A 17,330-nucleotide genomic window follows, 5' to 3' on the forward strand; every position below is an offset into this window, starting at 1 on the left:
CACAGACAGCATGTGTGTCAGCACAAGTTTCTATGATGCTTTAAAAGAAGCCAGTCCAAACAATACAAGTCTAACTGTTACTGAAGAGGTTTACGAAAGATTACATGACTCTGTCCGCAATGACCGTGAAACCGGATTTGTTCAATTCCTAAGCATTGGAGACCGAGTAAGATTTAAAAAATGGAAAAGGTGATTAGATGAGTTTATATAGCGAATATTTAGACGCAAAAAGTGACTTGCTAAGCAAAGACTTAGCATTTAAAACAGCAGTAGATGAATGGTTCCGTGAACATGAAGGATTAATGTTAATGCAACCAATCGACTTAATCGACACATTAACAATGGATCACTTCACAATCACAACCACCATGGCATTTGAAAAACATTTACGTGACTTCGAAAAAACATTCCAAGTCCAATGTATCATGATACACCACCAGGAAATATTAACTCCAATAACTGGAGAAGAAGTCTCACGTATTGAATATAATGTGAAACATGTTTGGAAATTCCATTTCAAAGAAAAAAAGTGAGGTCACATATGAATCCAGATTTTTATGTTAATGTAGCAGACTTAATGCCTGAAGAACTGCCAAGACCAACACGTAAAAAGCTCATGGAAGACGGTGTTGAAATACCAATCATAACAGTAACATGTGAAGGGATAGAATGGTAATGGTAAGATATGTTTATCAAAAATCAACTCAAACATTTGAAAAAATGCCTAATTACATTTATCCTAAAAAGAACGGGTGTTTTGAGATACGAAAAAGAATTGATAAAGTATTAACTTATTGGGGGACTTTCCATAGTCTTGAGGAAGCTGAACTATGGAGGGCCTATTATATTGGGAAACATTGGAATGTGAATCCAAGCTTTAGAGGAAGACAATACATCATTAAAGCAAATGGAGGATATTTTGTAGCGAAAATAATAAACGGTAAAAGAGAGTATTTTGGTTTCTTTAAAGATTTTAAGGAAGCTGAACGTGAGCGGGATATTTGTCTTGCTTGTAATTGGGATATTAACCAGATTGTTGAATTTGATGAATCTGATTATTGTTGGTTAGACCAACCAATCGAAGCATAAATAGGAGGATAGAAGAAAATGACTGGAGAATATTGGGCAGAACTGGAAAACAATCATCATTACATTATCGTAGATGGTGAGCATGATAGGACTTATTATTGTCCTGCAGAAGCAGTAGCTAATGACCTTAGTAGAATTTTAAATGATAAGAATAAGAAAATCAGCGATTTAAACAGACGATTATATAATATCAGACACTCTGTTGTATTTGAAATCGAACGAAAATTAAGTGACACAACTGAGCATGTGGCCTTTGTAACCAATGAAGAATTAGCATGGGAATTCTGCGATAAACACAAAGATTGCAGTTATCATCAAATCCACATCACAAAATATCGCAACGAATTAGAAGCTAAAAGAGCACAGGTTCCATGTTGCGGATCATGTGACCACGCATCACCACAAATAAAATCTGAGGGATCAAATATTATTTTCTGCAATTCACTTCATCAGGAAGTAAATGAAGATGAATACTGTTGTGGTTGGGAGAGGGAGCCATGATTCCCCATGCAATAACAGAAGACCTACGCAATGGAATGGGATTAGAAGAATGTTTAATCAAACATGAAACTAATCTCAAAACTTTATTTGATAGAGAATACCCTGATGAAATAAAATGTGACCCAGAATGGAGATACATTGAAAAACGAGGCAGAGGATACAATATCAAAAAGAAAATATTCAAATCCACCTACTATTATGGGAAATACAAAACCTTAGAAGATGCGCAACAAGTAAGAGACAAATTAATCTGCATCAATTGGAAACAAAACCAAGTGGATAATATCTGCAAAGAATTAGGGATAACCCGCATCCCAGGTAAAAACGAACAAAGATATTCAGAGGTGCCACAATGAATGATTACTACAAATTATATCTCGGAATACTCATAGCTTGGATAATCATCACAGTATTATCTTATACTGTCAATTGGACCATTAGCAGAAATGGTTTTACAGAAATAGCATTGTGGTTAATGTTTTTAATTCTCGGTTTAATAGGTGGTCGAACATTAACATTAAAAGAAGTGAGAAAATGAGTTTAGAAAATATCTGGAAAAAATTATTAAAAGAAATAATCACAAAAGGCCATGAACACACAAAAGACGACAGCCCATTACATGAAATAATTGGAGTGCATGAATTCATACCAAACCAATTCCAAACTCCAATCTATTTACCTCCAAGTGAATTCCTTAAATGTGTAAAAAAAGGAGCATATGACATTAAAGATTATCCGATGAGTGGTGAATCTTTACATGATTATGTGGCCAGTATTGATGATTCATACATTATTGAGGGTGGAGACTTTGTCTACACTTATCCAAATAGGATTCTTAGATATAATACTGTTGATCTGTTTGGTGAAAACATACTTATCGACCAATTAGAATTAATGATGAACCGTCTTGAAAATAATCCTGGAAGTAACAGAGCTGTTGCAGTAATATATAATCCTGGTCTTGATGGAGTAGCTGAAGACATCCCTTGTCTTCAATTCCTCCAAGCATTAATCCGAGATAATGAATTAACATTAACAATCATCTTCAGATCAAATGATGCCTACGGAGCATGGCCCGCCAATATGTTATTCATAAATTACATAGGATTGAAGTTAGTTGATGAGTTAAGGGAAACCTATCCTGGACTAACCTTTAAAGGGAGTTACTACAATTGCAGCAGTCTCCACATTTATGAAACTGATATGCCTGCAGCGGAAAAAATAGTGGGATTATGAAAATAGATGCAGATGATCTTCATTGCTTACCAGATAAAACACATAAAGATTGTGACTGGTATGATGAAAAGGAAATGGAATGCACCAATTGGGGAGAATTCGAAGAGGATTGCCAACCAGCTTATGTAGAATGTTTTGCTCCAATTGGAAGCATTTTCAAAGACAAAAAAGGAGGGTTAAATAATGACTGATTATTTAGTGGAAATTGGCAAAGCAAAAAGAGCTTATACTAAAGCATGGACAACATTTAGCGATAAATTAGATGAATGGGAAGACGAACACGAAAAGATGGGAGAATTCGTAATAGGACTACATTTTAAAGATAAAAAGATGGTTTATATCAAATTCCATGAAACCAAAGTGAATATGGATATTGTTAATAAGGCCTGTGAAGATTTCAATCTTCAAGTAATGCACAAGCATACACTTGAGAATTATTTTGCAGGAACAAAATCTGTAGAATTTGAGTTAAGACATAAAGATTATCCATTTGCAATACCGGAGGATTTGTTAGAATGAGTTATTATGATGTGCTTTGTGGAGTAGTTTTAAGACTACCCAGCAATGATGGTAAAGACATCTTCAAGGATATTAAGGACATAAACAAGAAACTTGGAGAAACAATCAGCAAAGAATTCGAAGATATTATGGTCGTACCATTCGGGATGGAATTAGTGGAAGATGACATGCAAGTCCGAATCTTGAACAAGATTGAGTATAATGATGAAATACCCGAAACAGATGATGAGGTTGAAGAATGAGCTGTCAATTTTGCAAGAATTATAAAAGAGTACATGAATTTTGTGAAGATGATTTTCACTATGTTGAAACTGGAAATGAAAGTTTAGATTGTAACTCCTATGAATACAACGGTGAATTAAAATATTACTCCTATTTATCTAAGAGAGATGAACAGGAAGTACAAGCGATAATTAGGAGAGTTGTCAGTTACATTATAAGATTGGGTTTTGATGAGATGTCAGTTGCAACCCATCAAGTAGCAGTTAATGTATTGGAAATGGCAAATGCAATTACAAACAATATGGAGTGTTTAAATGAAGCTAAGTGATGTAACAGATGACAAATCATTCATAGCATTCCTATATTCAATGTATCTGGGAAGACTAGCAAATGATGGTGAACCCGATGATTATTACGCAGTTGAAATAAGTAATAAATTAATGCATGCCTATGTCAGAGTAACTATCTCAAAAATACCAGATGAAGCAGATAAATATGCCATGGCACACTATTTAGGAGTTGACGTCGATAAACTTTTAAAAGAGTTTGAAATATTGTCCTCCGAAGAAGAATCCACAAAATATCAAAACTGGCATCACCAACTCTACAAATCTAAAGAAAGATATGAAAATGATGTCAAAAGATATGAGAAAAAAATACGAGAATTCTTCAATGGTCATGCGGACATGGTGGAATTCGATGTGGATCATGATGTTGTGAAAGTACGTGGACGATATGAGAAAACAATTCCTCCACAATTAATAATGGATTTCTGTGATAAATTCGGTTATTACATGCCAACATTAAATAATGACTGGATAGGAACTTCAATGTTCAGTCATGTTCATTATAGATTCAGTAAAAAAGATTGCAGGATTTCAAAGGAGGTATAAAAAGAATGGAGGATAAAATAGAAACAGTCGGAGAACTAATAGACTACCTTGAATGCTTCGACAGAGGCACAAAAATATTAGATGACATAAACCCTTGCTGGTGGAGTCCAAGAAGTGTTGATGAAAACGAACCGGAATCCATTATTGATGCAATGTGTGTAGCAACAGATTTACAATTAATAGATGAAAACAAAGAAACAGGAAAATTAGAATATAGTGAACATGAACATTATCAGATTGTCGAACGTCCAAGCGAATACGGCGGTACCGAGTATATCGTCAGAGACAACGACCTTGTTGGCGAAAGAATGATTGTCTGCATCAATTCCCCAAATCCGAAATTGAATAATATTCTTGCAAATGCAGTATGGGGTAAGATTCAAAGGTTCATGGAAAAAGAACCATATGTAACACTAGATTAAAAGGAGGCCGAAATAATGGACGAATATTACGTTGAAAACGGTAAAATCAAAAACAAATATACCGACAGAGAATATTCATTAGAAGAAATATGCTTTAAACTATCAGTTCTTCAAAGAGAAGCATATAAAACTGCTAGGGATATAGAACATTGCATTGAATTAAAAGCAGTTAATAGGCATTTAAGAATGGAGAATCGTTTCTTAACAATAAAGCTGCACAGTTTAGTATTTAGAGGAATGTTAGACCTAAAAGATATTGAAAACGAACTTAAAGAGTTATGCTTAAATCCTGATGAAGCAAGCGATTACATCCATAAATTTGAAAAAGAAAATTTTGAGTTAAAACAGAAACTGCGCAAGCTTGGAGAATACAACGGTGATTTATTATGAAAAAATTATCATATTTAATGGAGGAATTATGACTTGTGGAATTTACTTAATAAAAAATAAATTAACTGGCCAAATGTATGTTGGACAATCTGTTAATATAGAAAACAGATTCCGACAACATATTACCCCCTCAAATATACGGCAGTATATTGATAAAAGTATTAAAAAATATGGGATGAGAAATTTCTTTTTTAAAATTTTATTCGAATGTAAAGAAGAGGAATTAGACAGGGAAGAAATAAAAATCATCAGATTATACAATACTTATCTTGATAAAAATCATTATAACCTTACTCCTGGAGGAATGGGGTTTAGAAATGGTAGGACACCTAAATATCATGTTACTAAAGCAGGAATTAAATTTAATAAACAACGATATTTATTGTTATCCCCTGATAATAAGTATATTAAAGGTTCAGTAGATGTTAATTACTTGGAAGATTTAGCTTATCAACTAAATAATGGAATCATAACAGAGGAATATTTTTTGAAAAATTACAGGATTATCAAAAATGGAATACAAGATGGCGTCCAATTATATGTTCTTAAAAGTAATGATAAGAAACTTATTTATTCAGGGATAAAAATAAATTGGAAAATTTGCGTACTAAATTAATAAATAATGAAATTTGTGAAGAGGATATTCAGAATAAAACATATAAAATTGTAAAAAATGGTATTACACCATATGGACAAAGATATTCACTTATTAATCCTAACGGAATGATAATTAAAACATCTGTGCGTAGGAAAAAATTAGAGATTTTGTTAAATCAATTAATTCTGGAGGAAAATTGAATATGTATGAAGTGAATCCTAACCTTCTAAAAGGAGTTAATATTGTATTAAATGAGGACTTGCCTCCAGATACTGTTAAACCAAAGGATTTACACGGCACCACCTTGGAAGTTAGCAGAGATGTCTATGACAAAATTCAAAAGGAAATAACCCATGATTACAGAGGATTAACAATAACAAACAAAGAGGAGAAAAAATGAGTTTTTTAACTTGCGGGGAATTTATTGAAGCATTAAGTAAATTCCCAAAGGACTGGCCAATACAATTAGGCCTACCAAATAGTGACGAAGCATGCGGAATAAAAGGCATATTTGATTGCAGTGAATCAGAATACGGCTACTTAAAATATGCTTTTGTCCAGATAGAACCAATGGATGATTTGGATTTAGATGACTTATATGAATGTGATGTTGAAATGTACGGTGACCGAAACTGGTACAATACAAAAGACACATTTTACACAGTATTCAACGATTTAAGCATAGTAAAATATAAACTCGATGAAAAAGGAAAAGTCATCATCACAGAATGTAAAAATAAGGAAGGTGAAGACATTTCCCTCGATGATATTGATGATACTGAAAATCAGGATTGGTGGTTATAAATGTATGATTTAGAATGTGATGACATGATGGAAGGTGAATGGGGTTATTGTGCAGCAGATCATCGTGACTGCATGGACAACCGCATGTCCTGTAAAAAAGCCGATGACTACTACTATAAACAAGATGGTGAACATTACTATCAAAGATTTGTAAGGTTTAAAGAAAGGCATTATGATGAGGAAACTGGTAAATTCACTTACTCTTATTCTTTGAGGGATTTACAAGGGGAATTCAAACCAGTACCTTTAAAGAATAAAGAAGATGCGGATAGTTTAATTGACTTCCTTTACCAGTTATGTGATAAGATTGATGAACTCGGCGGATACAGCGAATGCTTAAACCACAGGTGAATACGATGACTACAAAAGGATACAAGTTAATCCAAGACAACCTTGGAGAATACAACATCTTAAGAAAAGACAATACTCTTGTCTGCAGCGAAATCCAATGTAAAGCCGAAGCAGAATTAATCTGTGATGAACTAAATGAAGTCTACCAATATTATCAGGAATTAAAAACTGAATATGATAGATTACATAAAGTGCATGGTTTACTCCACGATGAACATTTAGACTTAGAAATCGAAAGAGACAAGTTAAAACAAGAAACACTTGAATTAAAAGAAGATAACGCAATACTACGACAAGCATTAGATGGACTTGTTGAAGAGTTTGATGATCGTATTTCAGATAAAAGTCCAGTAAGAGATTTGATAAGATATAGGCATAAATTCTATGATATTCGAAGATATATAGTTTATAATCTTTTAACAATCCTTGATACTTTTGCAAACAAATATTATTCTTTAGATGCACCTAATAGTGCAGAAGTTTTTTGTAAATTATTAAATGATTATTTTAATGAAAATAACTCATTGCAACAAACAAATGAGCAGTTAAAAAAACAAATAACTGATATTACATTTAAATGGAATCAAAACCACAGAGAGTTTGACAAAGACACATTATATGTTAAAGACAATAATACTGAAATTGATTTGAAAAACAATAATCTTCAGATTAAAGTATTTCTTCCTAATGAGTGTGTTAGGTTTAATTATTTTGTTACTGGAAGAAGATTGGAAAAAGAAATGTTAATCAAAATGGATGATGAAAATGACTGAAGAACGATTTGAGTATAATCATATGGAAGGTTTTAAACCGTATATTTATGATGTTAATGATAATCATATGGTTGATAATTTGGAAATTATATGTGAGTTATTAAATCAACTATCAAATGAGAATGAAGAGTTAAAATCTAAATTAAATGAATCTAAAAAAGCACATTCAAGATGTGGTAAGTTATGGTGGGAATTACATGATGAAAAAGAACAATTAGAAAAAGAGGTTGAGCAGTTAAAGAAAGAAAATCAGGAATTACGAATGAGTCCACGAATAGAAGTAACTGAAATTGAAGCATTAGTTTGTGAAAATGAACAGTTAAAATCAGAAAATGAAGAGTTAAAATCAAATATTGATGATTTATTAAATCAAGAATTAGATGAGAGAGATATAGTTTGTCAAGCAGGGAAATTTCGATTGGAAGAATGGGGCAAACATAGATACCATCAATTCTATAATGGTGATGAATCATTGGAAGATGAATCTGTTGTTATAATGTTGATGGAACAATCAAAAGAGAATGAGCAGTTAAAACAAAGATATGATGCTCAAAGGGATTTATATGCTCAACTAAATTCTGATTATAATAATGTATATGATGAGAATAGAGAGTTAAAACAATTACTGAAAGAAGTTGAACACGAATTAACAACCATAACTGGTTTGTCTGCTTTTGATAAATGTGCAAGTCAGTTAGGTTATGTTGAAGTGTTTGATGAGGATTACTGGGAATTGGATTATTCAGAAATCCTTCAAAAGATTGATAAATTGAAAGGTGATGTGGAATGATTAAGTTTATTCAAGTAGAAAATGGTTTAGCAATTATTAAATGGGAAAATCTTGATGATAGTGTTGAATTAAAAAAATTTATGGATAACTGTGAAGTAACAATGCAGTATCGGAATTTAAGTAATCCTTTTGAGATAAAAGATGATGGTGATGTGGAATGACTGAAAAATCTTTTTGGGATTGTAAATATCTTCGTTATGAAAGAGATAATGATTATGTCAAGGCATTCGGTTGTAAAAAAACAAACAATCTCTGTCTAAAAAAGATTTGTAAAGATTGGGAAGATGGTGATGTGGAATGACTGAAAAACCAATTAGGAGTATTTTATTATGAGTTGTAGATTAATACAAGGCGATTGCATAGAAGAAATGCAAAAACTCATAGATGATGGAGTAAAAGTTGATTGTATACTAACTGACCCTCCTTATGGTACTACTGCTTGTCGATGGGATAGTGTTATTCCTTTTGATGAGATGTGGGATTGTATACATGGATTAACTCATTCAACAACACCCATATGTTTATTCGGAAGTGAACCATTCAGTAGTAATTTAAGAATGAGTAATATTAGAGAGTATCGTTATGATTGGGTATGGCATAAGAATAGTAGTGGTGATTTTGCCCTTGCGAAAAAAAGACCTATGAAATATCATGAGATAATATCTGTTTTTTATAGTAAACAATGTAAGTATAATCCTATTTTTCAGAAGTATGCTGATAGTATGTATAGTAGATTTAAAGATGGGGATTTATGTAAAAGAGAGGCACAATTAAAAAATAGTACAAACAAAATTCAAGGGGGTTTATCATTAGAACCCCGAAATATTATCTCTTTTGAAAGGGGCAAGTATCCTGAAAGTGTACAATATTTTAAAAGTGTACATAATCATAGTAGAAACCATCCTTCAGAGAAACCTGTTGAATTATTGGAGTATTTAATTAAGACTTATACTAATGAAAATGACTTGGTAATGGATTTCACTATGGGTTCGGGGTCTACTGGTGTTGCTTGTCTGCAAACCAACCGAAACTTCATAGGAATAGAATTAGAACCGAAATACTACGAAATCGCAAAGAAACGATGTAGTGAATATCAAAGCAAATTATGGTGATGTGGAATGACTTATTATTGTCCAATATGCCGAACACCACTAATAAGAATAGCAGAATACATTTTTTGGTGTGTAAATTGTCGAAAGAAAGTAGGAGCATTAGCAAGGGATAAAGGTGATGCTGAATGACTGAAACTGTAGCATGGGGGTTAGCAGGGGGATATGGATTTTTATTCTGTTTACTGATAGTGTATATTAGATTAAAATTGTGAGGTTGATTGAATGAATGTGAAATTAAGTAAATCAATAAGTAAATCAAGGAATAGTACAGGATTATATCGTGTTTCAAAATTAAACGATTCTAATTGCAAACAAGGATTCAGATGGAGATATACTTACTGGGAAAATAATAAACATAATTTAATATCTGCTACAAGTATTAAAAAATTAAAAGAAAAAATTTTAAAAAAAGGATTGGAGTGGAGAGTATTAGATGTTGAAAAAGTAAAAGAAACATTTCCGAATGATTTGGAAATATTAACAGAAGATTGTTTCCATTGTGATTATGCACAATCAAACGAAGATGGAATTCATTGTTACAGAGAAAATCGTAAAAGAGTAAACGGAAAAGATACTTGTGAGTATGATACTCCTATAAAAAGAGGGGGGAATAGAATGACTAAAAGATTCACTACTGACTCTCCAACCATGCCAGTAACACAATTTAAAATAACTGATTTCTGGCTAAACCGTGAATTAACCACTATGAAAGAAGTTGTTGATGCAATGAACGACCAACAAGAAACAATCAAACTACTCCAAAAAGCAAACGAAAACATAAGCCGAGCATCCTATGAAATATCACGTATCCTTGAAGATGGAGGAGTAATATTAACCAAAGAACAATTAGATGAAATCATCCGAGAAGGATCATACAAGAAGAAAGTAGCTGCAACATTACAAGAAAAAAATGACCTGGTCAACAGATCATTACTTGTTGGAGCACCACCACAAGCAGGTAAATATATGGGCCAACTTGTCCAGAAAAACTGCTCAAGATTACTGCATGAGATTGCAAAGGATTTACAGGTTGAATTAAAATGAGTTACCGATTTATCATCAAATACTGCAACATACTCGATTCAGTATTCCTAATTGACACACTTGGAAGAATGCCTGAAACACAAATACATAGTGAATTATCCGTTCATGGTTTAGATTGTGACGACCGAGAACGTGCTGAAGAAAGACAAAAATATTATGAAAACTTATTCGGATTTCAAAGACCTTTATTTCAGGAAGTAACTGGATTTGAACTACGAACCCGTAAATGGGTATCTTCTGATTTCTATAGTTTTTATTATGACATATTTGATAATACTGGACGACATGTTATTCGCAGTTCTGATTTGCGTTTGGCATTTGAATTTAAAGAATGGTTAGAAAAGGAGTTGAGCATATGATAATCTGTGACGATTGTTCCAAAAAAGAACATTGCGTAGTTAAAAAACATAACTACCCTGAAAAACAAAGTTATTTCATATGTATGAATTATGAAAAGGAGTTGGAAAAATGACTGATATAATATTCCACGATTGCGAATACCGATACGAAGATAATAATAAACTATACTGTAAAAACAAGACAGATAAAGGCGAATGCGACAACTGTAAATCCAATGTACACTTGAATTGCCAAAACTACGTGCCTCGGAACGATATGTGTCTACAATACTTCCAATTAGGAGTAAGCGAAGTTTCACAGTACGATGAATGTGCAGAAAAGAAAATATACAACGATACCGACTTACAGAAAAAATGGAGTAATTAACTATGAACTACAAAATATTCGAAAACCGATTAAAATACCTGAAAAAAACCTACGGCCCCGAACTATGGAACATGACCGTAACCGCAAACAAAATCGAAGGAAAATCATTCCTAATACTAAAAAACAGTAATAATGGTAAAGTAGTGGAATGCATACTCCTAACAGATGAAACAGAAAAATTCAAAGAAGAACCAACAATTGACCCCGACGATGAACTAAGAGAGGAGTTAGAGATATTATGACTGAAATGATAATCTGTGGACTTTCAATGGAAATGGAAATGGCACGAGAAATGGGTACTGTTGGTAAATGCAGAGGATGTGTTTACTGTAATAGATATTCAGATGAACGTATCGTTTGCAGTAAAAAAGGAGTGTTGGAAAAAGAAAAAGAAAACTGTAAAGAATGGGTAGTAGATTACCGATAAAAAAATACACCTACTTATTTTTTTTGTGTTACAAAACAGTCAAACCACCACCATACAATAATATATGACAGACAAGATAATCATCAAAAATACCTCATATGCAGACTCACGCACTGCACCTGAGGATATGACAAAAGAAAAATTATACGAAGCAACAGAAACACACATCGAAGAAGTTGGTCGCATAATGGATTGGTTTGGAGAACAATTACATGAAATAGGCCTTAAACATGACTTCACAAAAATGGGAGCAAATTTCGAAGAATACAGTGAAGTAGCATTAGCACATTTACCAGAAGGTGAATTCGAACAAACTAACTGGTGTCAAAGACATTACTTTGAAGAAAGACATCATGTCAATGACCAAGCATGGCCAGATGTAAACTTATTAGATATTCTTGAGCACATCGCGGATGTGGTGGATGCCGGTAAAGGAAGAGCCGGACATGTAGCATCAAAATATTGTGATATAAATCCATTGTTGCTTTATAGAGCATATTGGAATACAATCCGTTTACTTGATGATGTCCTTGAAGTAGATGATGATGCAGTTACTCCTGAAGAAGAAACCGAAGAGTGATGCTATGGAAACTGTGAAAATGGAAAGATTCAAAATCGTCCCCACTCACAGAAGAGAAGGATTATCATTAATCGACATCGAAGGAACATATAATCAAACATTCCCTGAATGGAAAACTATTGTAACTGTTTCAACAGGGAATAAATATCTGGATCAAAAAATAATGGATTCCATCTTTGAAGACATTAACACAAACCCAGAATATTTAAAACTATTAAATACTCCAGATAAAAAAGAAGGTGACTAAATGGAAGATAATACAATATTAAAAGTCATAGATAGTAAAATCAATGATTATGATAAAATGTTATCAGAAGTAATGGAATCAGAAACCCCTGATGAAAAATTAGCAAGCAAATATCGTTACTATGTAATGTGCTTAACAGAATTAAGAAGAGAATTCTTCTTCAAAGAACATGCAATATTTGAATTACTGCGTGAGAATCATGAGAAACATGATACTGAATTCGTATTCATGGATGATTCCTCTTATACTGTTAAGAAAGATGATATCTGCTCAATGAATGATAATTATGTGTTAATCCTTAATAAAAAAGATTATCTTAAAAACAGTCCTGAAAGTCCATATGTTACTGATAAAGCATTGAATTTAGATAATGTTAAGATTGTAAGGACATTATCTTAATAAAAAAAGGAGGGGAATCTTATTGAATAATTTCAGTCAAATTAGTGCAGAATACAAAAAAGGATTTATTGAAGATGTTCTCAACGGCATGACTCCACTACTAGACAATGTACAATTAAGAGAATTAAACCGAGTATTAAACTATCACACCAGTCAATTAGATTTTGGTGAAGGTTTAATTGACACTAACCTCGATTATGAAGTTCAAAATAAGAAATTATTAGTTCAATATATAAAATCCAAAAAAGTAGAAGGCCTAAGTGACCGTACAATAAATTACTATGAAGTCACATTAAAAAAACTGGAAGAATGGACTGTTAAATCATTCATTAATTTAACACATACAGATATACGAGAATTCCTAGTATTCTATCAAGAATTAAATAATGCTAGTAAAATCAGCATAGATAACATCCGCCGTATACTATCAGGATTTTTTGGCTGGTTAGAACTGGAAGAATATATTATTATTAATCCAATGCGTAAAATCCCTAAAGTTAAATTTGAGAAAAAAGTTAAAAAGGCATTTACTGATAAAGAAATTGAAATAATGCGTAATGATTTAGCAAATCGTAGAAACAGTAAATATAAAATCAGGAATCAAGCTATTTTTGAATTCTTATTATCTAGTGGAGTGCGTGTTAGTGAATTAGCAGGTATTGATACTTATAAAGTTAATTTTGAAGATAATAGTGTTGTTGTATTAGGTAAAGGAAATAAAGAACGATTAGTATACTTTAATGAACGTACAAGTCATTTATTACAATTAATGATTAAAGAACGTAAAACTGATGGTGACGGTGCTTTATTTTTAAATTTGTATGATAAGAGAATTGGGTTGTCTGCTGTTGAAGGTATGATACGGAAGTTAGGGGAAAGACATAATATTGAAGCATATCCGCATAAGTTCCGTAGAACTTTTGCTACTAGATTGGTTCGAAAGGGCATGCCTATAGATCAAGTGCAACAATTATTAGGTCATACTAGTTTAGAGGTTACTTTACGATATGTGGAATCTGATGAAGAATCTTTGAAAAGAGTACATAACCGATTTGTATCATAAAAAGTGAGGTGTTTTATTCATGGTTGAAGTGATGAGTAATCTTGGTGTTGGTTTAACTGATGAATTTTACCGTAGTAATGATAATAATGCTAAACTGGAATTAGTTAGAAGAATACTTCAAGATATGGATACATTATGTGATGCAAGGCAATTAAAGAATTTATCCAACATGCTTGAAGAGACCTTGAAACGATATAGTATTGCAGTATCTGAACATAAAGATGAACATGTTGTTGTGGATAAAGTTAATGATTATCTGATTAATCGGTTTAAAGAAGGTAAAAAAAGCCAAGGTTTATCCAGTAAAACATTACGTTTTTATGAAAACACTTTAGACATGTTAGCATTGTTTTATCCTGATAAAGCTTTAAGTCAATTAACTACTGATAATGTCCGTGACTGGTTCCATTATTTAATTAATGAAAAAGGAACCACAGAGGTAACTGTTGATAATTATCGCCGTAACTTGAATAGTTTCTATAATTTCTGCACAATTGAAGGTTTAATTTTAAAGAACCCTGTTAAGAAAATTAAAACTATTAAGAGACAATATCAAGTTAAACAACCTTTCAGTGAATTAGAATTAGTTATACTCAGAGATAATATAAAAGATACTCGTACACGTGCAATATTCGAATTACTTATTAGTAGTGGTTTAAGATTGGGAGAATTGGAATCATTAAACCGTACTAGTATTGATTTAAAAGAATGCACTGGTTATGTGATGGGTAAAGGAGCCAAGGAACGTAAATTCTACTTCAGCATATCTGCTAAATATTATATTGAAAAATACTTAGAAACACGCACCGATAATGATATAGCTTTATTTGTTGGTAAAGGAAGAGGTCGTTTAAAACATAGTGGTATTGGTCGTAATCTTAGGGAATTGGGTCAATCATGTGGGGTTAAAGATGTTCATCCGCATAGATTCAGAAGAACATTTGCAACAGGATTATTACGTAAAGGTGTGCCATTAGAACAGATAAGAGTATTTCTGGGACATTCTCAGATTGCTACAACTAAATTATATGTTGTTGAAGATGAAGATGAAATTAAATTTAATCATAAAAGGTGGATGAATTAGAATGAAAGATGTTCCTGGAACTGAAAATATTAATTGGTGTAAAGAAGACCGTAACTATCGAATCTCTAAAAGAATTAATGGTACTCAAAAATTAATAGGTTCCAGTAAATCATTAATTTCAGCATTAATGATAAGAGATTGGAGTAAAGCCAATAACTGGAAACGATATCCCAAAAGGGATACTAAATCACATGAACATTATATTCGTGTTAATGATAAAGCAGACCCATTATACAGGTATCGTGTTGCTAAAGTGATTAATGGTAAAGAATACAGTTTCGGTTCTTTCCCATTACTTGAAGAAGCTATACAATGCAGAGATAACTGTATAAAAAATAATTGGAGTTTAGATTTAATACCAGTAGACCCATTAAGATATATTGAATTCATAATCAGGGGAGGTAAAATAAAATATAATATTAAGCATAAGGAAAATGGTTCATCAGTTAATTATGGATTATTTAACACTATCCATGAAGCAATGCATGAAAGAGATTTATTAGAGCAATGTAATTGGGATTTTGAAGTAATATGTAATTTAGATGAAAGGATTAATGAAGAAACAATCTATCTAAGTAAAGTGATGGTATGAAAAATATTCCTGATACTAAATATATTTTTTTTGATAAAAGAAAAGGAACTTGGGTAATAACCAAAAAGGTAATGAATAAACCATATAATTTTGGTAGTTACAAATCTTTAGAAGATGCTAAGAAAGCAAGAACTTATTTTGAAAAGAACGGATGGGGTAAATGTTTAGATGAACGATTAAAATTCAGTTACAAACAACCAAAATATTTAGTATGGATAGCTAGTAGGAAAGTTTGGCAAATCCGTAAAAGAATCAATGGTAAAATTGTTATTTTTGGACAATTTAAAAAGATTGAAGATGCTGAAGATGAAGTACGTTTATTAAAAAAAGTTAATTGGGATATTCAAGATTTATGTGATTTGAAAACAGACGGAAATCAAATAACTGAATGTTTAAGATGTGGGAGGAGTTTAATATGAATAATTTTGAGAAAACTTTTGAAAGTTTAGCAAGAACTGATGATGCCAGTACATTATGGATTAACTGGTTAGACTGGGTAATAGACCAAAACCTAATCATAAACCATGATAGACAATTAAACTTCAAAGGAAATGAAGAAACCTACTTTAAACTCTATCAAGAATGGATACAAATTGTATCTGATGAATTAGAGAATACTGGAAAGTATTACTATGACTATCTTGGAGTATTCTACGAAGATGTAATCCAATCCAAATACAAAGCAGGGACTAATGGACAATTTTTCACACCTCAATGTGTATCAAAGTTAATGAGTAAAACATTAATGCAAAATAAGGGGGGAATAATTAATGATTGTGCCTGTGGAAGCGGTAGATTATTATTAGATGCCCATAGTAAAAATCCAACTGCAATCTTAATAGGTCAAGACCTTGACCCCGTAGCGTGCAAAATGGCAGTATTGAATTTCTATATATCTGGAGTTAGAGGCAGTATAATTCATCAAAACACTTTAACATTAGAAGTATTTGAATGTTGGAGAGTAAACAATTACATTCACTATGGTTTACCAATCCCACATATTGAATTAGTCTCAGAAAAAGAAGCATACAACTTCATAGGTGCTAAAAAGAATAAAAAAAGTGTTGAATTAAACAAGTCATTAACAGATAATGACAAAGTCATAGAAACCTATGACAAACCAAAACCTAAATCAGTACAATCAACACTATTCTAAAAAAAGGAAAAAATATAAAAAAATATTAAAAGTGATGCGACATTAAGGTCGGGGGTTCAAGTCCCTCCAACTCTACTAATATATAATGGGGCGGTGGTCTAGCAAGGGTTTTGATTCCCTGTGTCAAAGGCGCTAAGGAGCACTTAGATAGCGGAGGTTCAAATCCTCCCCTCCCCACTTCTCTTATGCATCGGTATCTTAGCATGGTAAAGAGCAGGACTGCTAATCCTGTATGCAATAGCATTCAGGGGTTCAAATCCCATCCGATGCGTAACATTTACACAATCCAAGAATAAAGACAAAAAAAGAAAA

At 32.3% G+C, this 17,330-nt stretch carries 36 protein-coding genes and 1 tRNA gene; all 37 read left to right on the plus strand.

Translation table 11 applies throughout. The features are described from left to right. A partial coding sequence (locus IJI80_RS04280; protein WP_292787943.1) for a hypothetical protein occupies positions 1-193 on the plus strand: 193 nt, incomplete at its 5' end. A 4-nt stretch (positions 194-197) separates the two neighbouring features. Further along, positions 198-533 (plus strand): hypothetical protein, encoded by a 336-nt coding sequence (locus tag IJI80_RS04285; protein ID WP_292787944.1) that lies wholly within the window; start codon positions 198-200, stop codon positions 531-533. 8 nt (positions 534-541) lie between these two features. After that, entirely contained in the window at positions 542-676 is a 135-nt protein-coding gene (locus tag IJI80_RS04290; protein WP_292787946.1) for a hypothetical protein, read from the plus strand. After that, complete coding sequence (locus IJI80_RS04295) at positions 670-1,089, plus strand: hypothetical protein (RefSeq protein WP_292787948.1); 420 nt, start codon at positions 670-672, stop codon at positions 1,087-1,089. The genes IJI80_RS04290 and IJI80_RS04295 overlap by 7 nt, the downstream gene beginning before the upstream one ends. Before the next feature lie 18 nt (positions 1,090-1,107). Then, positions 1,108-1,590: a hypothetical protein gene (locus IJI80_RS04300; RefSeq protein WP_292787950.1), complete on the plus strand. Its 483-nt coding sequence runs from the start codon at positions 1,108-1,110 to the stop codon at positions 1,588-1,590. Further along, on the plus strand, positions 1,566-1,946 hold the full coding sequence (locus tag IJI80_RS04305) for a hypothetical protein (RefSeq protein WP_292787952.1): 381 nt from the start codon (positions 1,566-1,568) through the stop codon (positions 1,944-1,946). Before IJI80_RS04300 ends, IJI80_RS04305 begins: the two co-directional genes overlap by 25 nt. Next, the gene (locus IJI80_RS04310) at positions 1,943-2,128 is read left to right on the plus strand and encodes a hypothetical protein (RefSeq protein ID WP_292787954.1); all 186 of its coding nucleotides are present in this window, start codon (positions 1,943-1,945) and stop codon (positions 2,126-2,128) included. Before IJI80_RS04305 ends, IJI80_RS04310 begins: the two co-directional genes overlap by 4 nt. Continuing rightward, complete coding sequence (locus tag IJI80_RS04315; RefSeq protein ID WP_292787955.1) at positions 2,125-2,826, plus strand: thymidylate synthase; 702 nt, start codon at positions 2,125-2,127, stop codon at positions 2,824-2,826. Before IJI80_RS04310 ends, IJI80_RS04315 begins: the two co-directional genes overlap by 4 nt. Further along, complete coding sequence (locus tag IJI80_RS04320) at positions 2,823-3,017, plus strand: hypothetical protein (protein WP_292787956.1); 195 nt, start codon at positions 2,823-2,825, stop codon at positions 3,015-3,017. The genes IJI80_RS04315 and IJI80_RS04320 overlap by 4 nt, the downstream gene beginning before the upstream one ends. Continuing rightward, positions 3,010-3,345 (plus strand): hypothetical protein, encoded by a 336-nt coding sequence (locus tag IJI80_RS04325; protein ID WP_292787958.1) that lies wholly within the window; start codon positions 3,010-3,012, stop codon positions 3,343-3,345. Before IJI80_RS04320 ends, IJI80_RS04325 begins: the two co-directional genes overlap by 8 nt. Then, on the plus strand, positions 3,342-3,587 hold the full coding sequence (locus IJI80_RS04330) for a hypothetical protein (RefSeq protein WP_292787959.1): 246 nt from the start codon (positions 3,342-3,344) through the stop codon (positions 3,585-3,587). Before IJI80_RS04325 ends, IJI80_RS04330 begins: the two co-directional genes overlap by 4 nt. Continuing rightward, positions 3,584-3,895 (plus strand): hypothetical protein, encoded by a 312-nt coding sequence (locus IJI80_RS04335; protein WP_292787961.1) that lies wholly within the window; start codon positions 3,584-3,586, stop codon positions 3,893-3,895. The genes IJI80_RS04330 and IJI80_RS04335 overlap by 4 nt, the downstream gene beginning before the upstream one ends. Before the next feature lie 112 nt (positions 3,896-4,007). Further along, positions 4,008-4,460: a hypothetical protein gene (locus tag IJI80_RS04340; RefSeq protein ID WP_292787962.1), complete on the plus strand. Its 453-nt coding sequence runs from the start codon at positions 4,008-4,010 to the stop codon at positions 4,458-4,460. 5 nt (positions 4,461-4,465) lie between these two features. Next, complete coding sequence (locus tag IJI80_RS04345) at positions 4,466-4,882, plus strand: hypothetical protein (protein ID WP_292787963.1); 417 nt, start codon at positions 4,466-4,468, stop codon at positions 4,880-4,882. Between the two features lie 15 nt (positions 4,883-4,897). Further along, positions 4,898-5,272 carry a hypothetical protein gene (locus IJI80_RS04350; protein ID WP_292787964.1) on the plus strand — a complete coding sequence of 125 codons (375 nt, stop codon included), beginning with the start codon at positions 4,898-4,900 and terminating at the stop codon, positions 5,270-5,272. A gap of 28 nt (positions 5,273-5,300) precedes the next feature. Then, positions 5,301-5,888: a GIY-YIG nuclease family protein gene (locus IJI80_RS04355; protein ID WP_292787966.1), complete on the plus strand. Its 588-nt coding sequence runs from the start codon at positions 5,301-5,303 to the stop codon at positions 5,886-5,888. Positions 5,889-6,066: 178 nt separating this feature from the next. Beyond that, the gene (locus tag IJI80_RS04360) at positions 6,067-6,270 is read left to right on the plus strand and encodes a hypothetical protein (RefSeq protein WP_292787967.1); all 204 of its coding nucleotides are present in this window, start codon (positions 6,067-6,069) and stop codon (positions 6,268-6,270) included. Further along, positions 6,267-6,674, plus strand: coding sequence for a hypothetical protein (locus tag IJI80_RS04365; RefSeq protein WP_292787968.1), 408 nt, complete (start codon positions 6,267-6,269; stop codon positions 6,672-6,674). The genes IJI80_RS04360 and IJI80_RS04365 overlap by 4 nt, the downstream gene beginning before the upstream one ends. Beyond that, complete coding sequence (locus IJI80_RS04370; protein ID WP_292787970.1) at positions 6,675-7,025, plus strand: hypothetical protein; 351 nt, start codon at positions 6,675-6,677, stop codon at positions 7,023-7,025. 5 nt (positions 7,026-7,030) lie between these two features. Then, positions 7,031-7,798 (plus strand): hypothetical protein, encoded by a 768-nt coding sequence (locus IJI80_RS04375; protein WP_292787971.1) that lies wholly within the window; start codon positions 7,031-7,033, stop codon positions 7,796-7,798. Between the two features lie 262 nt (positions 7,799-8,060). Continuing rightward, the gene (locus IJI80_RS04380) at positions 8,061-8,588 is read left to right on the plus strand and encodes a hypothetical protein (protein WP_292787973.1); all 528 of its coding nucleotides are present in this window, start codon (positions 8,061-8,063) and stop codon (positions 8,586-8,588) included. Continuing rightward, a complete protein-coding gene (locus IJI80_RS04385; RefSeq protein ID WP_292787975.1) occupies positions 8,585-8,749 on the plus strand; it encodes a hypothetical protein in 165 nt (54 codons plus the stop codon). Before IJI80_RS04380 ends, IJI80_RS04385 begins: the two co-directional genes overlap by 4 nt. After that, the gene (locus tag IJI80_RS04390) at positions 8,746-8,889 is read left to right on the plus strand and encodes a hypothetical protein (RefSeq protein ID WP_292787976.1); all 144 of its coding nucleotides are present in this window, start codon (positions 8,746-8,748) and stop codon (positions 8,887-8,889) included. Before IJI80_RS04385 ends, IJI80_RS04390 begins: the two co-directional genes overlap by 4 nt. A gap of 28 nt (positions 8,890-8,917) precedes the next feature. Then, on the plus strand, positions 8,918-9,700 hold the full coding sequence (locus tag IJI80_RS04395; RefSeq protein WP_292787978.1) for a DNA methyltransferase: 783 nt from the start codon (positions 8,918-8,920) through the stop codon (positions 9,698-9,700). A 414-nt stretch (positions 9,701-10,114) separates the two neighbouring features. Then, a complete protein-coding gene (locus IJI80_RS04400) occupies positions 10,115-10,744 on the plus strand; it encodes a hypothetical protein (protein WP_292787980.1) in 630 nt (209 codons plus the stop codon). Then, positions 10,741-11,103, plus strand: a complete 363-nt coding sequence (locus IJI80_RS04405) for a hypothetical protein (RefSeq protein WP_292787981.1) — start codon at positions 10,741-10,743, stop codon at positions 11,101-11,103. Before IJI80_RS04400 ends, IJI80_RS04405 begins: the two co-directional genes overlap by 4 nt. A 369-nt stretch (positions 11,104-11,472) precedes the next feature. Further along, positions 11,473-11,712: a hypothetical protein gene (locus tag IJI80_RS04410; protein WP_292787984.1), complete on the plus strand. Its 240-nt coding sequence runs from the start codon at positions 11,473-11,475 to the stop codon at positions 11,710-11,712. Next, positions 11,709-11,897, plus strand: a complete 189-nt coding sequence (locus IJI80_RS04415; RefSeq protein ID WP_292787986.1) for a hypothetical protein — start codon at positions 11,709-11,711, stop codon at positions 11,895-11,897. The genes IJI80_RS04410 and IJI80_RS04415 overlap by 4 nt, the downstream gene beginning before the upstream one ends. 64 nt (positions 11,898-11,961) lie before the next feature. Beyond that, positions 11,962-12,477: a hypothetical protein gene (locus IJI80_RS04420; RefSeq protein WP_292787987.1), complete on the plus strand. Its 516-nt coding sequence runs from the start codon at positions 11,962-11,964 to the stop codon at positions 12,475-12,477. 4 nt (positions 12,478-12,481) lie between these two features. Then, complete coding sequence (locus tag IJI80_RS04425) at positions 12,482-12,724, plus strand: hypothetical protein (RefSeq protein ID WP_292787989.1); 243 nt, start codon at positions 12,482-12,484, stop codon at positions 12,722-12,724. Between the two features lie 57 nt (positions 12,725-12,781). Continuing rightward, positions 12,782-13,123, plus strand: a complete 342-nt coding sequence (locus IJI80_RS04430; protein WP_292787991.1) for a hypothetical protein — start codon at positions 12,782-12,784, stop codon at positions 13,121-13,123. Positions 13,124-13,145: 22 nt separating this feature from the next. Further along, positions 13,146-14,186 (plus strand): tyrosine-type recombinase/integrase, encoded by a 1,041-nt coding sequence (locus IJI80_RS04435; protein ID WP_292787993.1) that lies wholly within the window; start codon positions 13,146-13,148, stop codon positions 14,184-14,186. A gap of 19 nt (positions 14,187-14,205) precedes the next feature. Then, positions 14,206-15,270 (plus strand): tyrosine-type recombinase/integrase, encoded by a 1,065-nt coding sequence (locus IJI80_RS04440; protein WP_292787995.1) that lies wholly within the window; start codon positions 14,206-14,208, stop codon positions 15,268-15,270. Position 15,271: 1 nt separating this feature from the next. Next, complete coding sequence (locus tag IJI80_RS04445; RefSeq protein WP_292787996.1) at positions 15,272-15,862, plus strand: hypothetical protein; 591 nt, start codon at positions 15,272-15,274, stop codon at positions 15,860-15,862. Next, positions 15,859-16,281, plus strand: coding sequence for a hypothetical protein (locus IJI80_RS04450; protein WP_292787997.1), 423 nt, complete (start codon positions 15,859-15,861; stop codon positions 16,279-16,281). The genes IJI80_RS04445 and IJI80_RS04450 overlap by 4 nt, the downstream gene beginning before the upstream one ends. Positions 16,282-16,526: 245 nt before the next feature. Beyond that, entirely contained in the window at positions 16,527-17,018 is a 492-nt protein-coding gene (locus tag IJI80_RS04455) for an N-6 DNA methylase (RefSeq protein WP_292787999.1), read from the plus strand. Between the two features lie 187 nt (positions 17,019-17,205). Continuing rightward, positions 17,206-17,289, plus strand: a tRNA-Ser gene (locus tag IJI80_RS04460). The last annotated feature ends 41 nt before the right edge of the window (positions 17,290-17,330 follow it).

Origin of the sequence: Methanobrevibacter sp. (genome assembly GCF_017432245.1) — an archaeon.
In the GTDB taxonomy this organism is placed as follows: domain Archaea; phylum Methanobacteriota; class Methanobacteria; order Methanobacteriales; family Methanobacteriaceae; genus Methanobrevibacter.